The sequence below is a fragment of the Polaribacter sp. genome, from assembly GCF_049276715.1.
Lineage (GTDB): Bacteria > Bacteroidota > Bacteroidia > Flavobacteriales > Flavobacteriaceae > Polaribacter.
Window position 1 is genome coordinate 1 of sequence record NZ_JBASWY010000036.1, and the last position, 1,523, is coordinate 1,523.

The 1,523-nt window shown below is 46.9% G+C and carries 1 protein-coding gene and 1 pseudogene; both read right to left on the bottom strand.

Annotated features, from left to right (window positions below; all coding sequences use genetic code 11):
- Positions 1 to 892: pseudogene (locus tag WAO74_RS09800) on the bottom strand (hypothetical protein); the annotation flags it as partial.
- Positions 893 to 902: 10 nt separating this feature from the next.
- A partial coding sequence (locus tag WAO74_RS09805) for a hypothetical protein (RefSeq protein ID WP_422161666.1) occupies positions 903 to 1,523 on the bottom strand: 621 nt, incomplete at its 5' end.

Consider the following 1,523-nt stretch of genomic DNA (forward strand, 5'->3'; position numbering starts at 1 on the left):
CTGAGCCACCTGCTAAGCCTGGGTCTCCTCCATCACCTGCTGCTCCACTAACTGAACTCCAATGAGCATAACTCGGACCACCTGCTCCGCCTGATGTTGTAGTACCTGCTGTACCAGCAGTAGCAACATCTACATGAAGTACACCCCTAGCACCACCTGCACCTGGAGGGCTACCCGCTCCACCGCCCCCACCAGGACCACCGATACCTTTACCCCCATACCAACCACCGCCACCAGCACCGCCACCGCCACCGCCACCACTGATGGTTTTAGTTCCTGCCGAGCCTGCTGTACGTGTACCTACTGTATCAAATATTACTGATAGATTATTATCTGATGTTTGTGAGTGTTCAAAAGCATCGCCACCGGTGTTAGCTGAGTCTGCTGAGCCTGAGCCTGTGCCACCTGCTACACCTGGACCACCTGTGCTACCTGTTCCATTTCCACCGTTACCACCCGTTCCTATGCCACCTGATGTATTAGTTCCTGACAGACCTACAATAGAGCCATTATTGGTAATGTTAATTGTAGTGCCTGATGCCCAACCTGTACCTGTGAACATAGCCGCTGTTGATGCAGAAGTAGAACCTACAGTAACACCTGCATTAATAGTTAGAATAACAGGAGTAGATTTATCACCACCTGCTGAGATTGCTTGTGCGCCAATATCGTAGTTATTAACATTAGATGAGATGGTTAATACAGTTGCTGCTACAGCACCATAGTGACTTCCAAAATTGATTGCGCCTGATGTAGCGATACCAGGGTTAGCACCTGCGGGTACATAAGTACCACCGCCATAATATTCACTTAATGAGTGAGGAGCATCACCACCAAATTCGCCTACAATATCTGTAGCGATTGATAGTGCGCCTGAACCTTTAACTGCCATACACTACTCCTTAAATTGTGCCAAACGCTGTAATGTCTCCAACTACTGTCAGATTGCCTGAAGCGTCTAGCTTCATCTTATTGACACCGCCTGTAGCGAAGTATGCAACACCAGAACTCTCTGTAATAGTCCAGTTACCTAAGTCAACGCTAGTAGCTGTAATACCTAAAGCATTAATATCAGATTGAGTTTGGTCTGCTGTAGCACCTGTCTCAATGCCATCTAACTTAGTATTATCAGCTGAAGTAAAGTTAATCTCTGTTAAGCCACCATCACCTACAGAGTAGGTAGTGTTAGTATCTGTAGGTACTACCCAAGTATTATCTCCTCTAAGGAATGTAGTGCCTGAAGCTGTACCTGTAGCAGATAACATTGCAATATCAACTGCACCAGATGAAATTACTGTAGCACCATCAGCAGTAGACGTTACATCACCACTATGGTTTGGATGAACATAGTTGTTAGCTGAAGTAGCTATACCATCTAACTTCGAGCCGTCCGTTGCTACATCACGACCATCAAAGGTGCTATTAGTTGTAATAGCGCCCGTCATCGCCCCACCTGCTTTAGGTAGTGCTGCATTTGCAGTTGCCCCTTGAGCAGCGGTAGCGTAGTCAGTAGTATCAAAGGC